1 protein-coding gene is annotated in these 273 nt (G+C 76.9%); it reads right to left on the bottom strand.

Annotation, left to right across the window (positions count from 1 at the left end; all coding sequences use genetic code 11):
• Positions 1 to 229, bottom strand: a 229-nt coding sequence (locus AC0IXA_RS27445; RefSeq protein WP_471814903.1) for a hypothetical protein, incomplete at its 3' end; no start/stop codon positions are given.
• Between the last annotated feature and the right edge of the window lie 44 nt (positions 230 to 273).

Here is a 273-nt window from a genome sequence, read left to right on the forward strand (position 1 = left end):
ATACGAGGGTCAGCGCGACGACCTCCGGCACGCCCTGCCGGGACACGGCGCGCTGGTCGAACCGGCAGATGCCCGGCCCGAACGCCCCCGCCAGCTCCTGCGCGACGGCCTCCGGCGGCACGGGCGGCACCGGCCGCACCTGCGGCAGCGGCGCCCGTACGGGAGCCGGGCGCGCGGGGCCGTCGGCGACCTGGTGCAACTCGCCCTGATGGGTGAGGAGTTGCCGCATGCCCTGCTGGCGTCCCGCGTGATCCCGGCCGTACGGGGCGATGT

It is taken from the genome of Pseudomonas sp. AC083 (genome assembly GCF_979253165.1).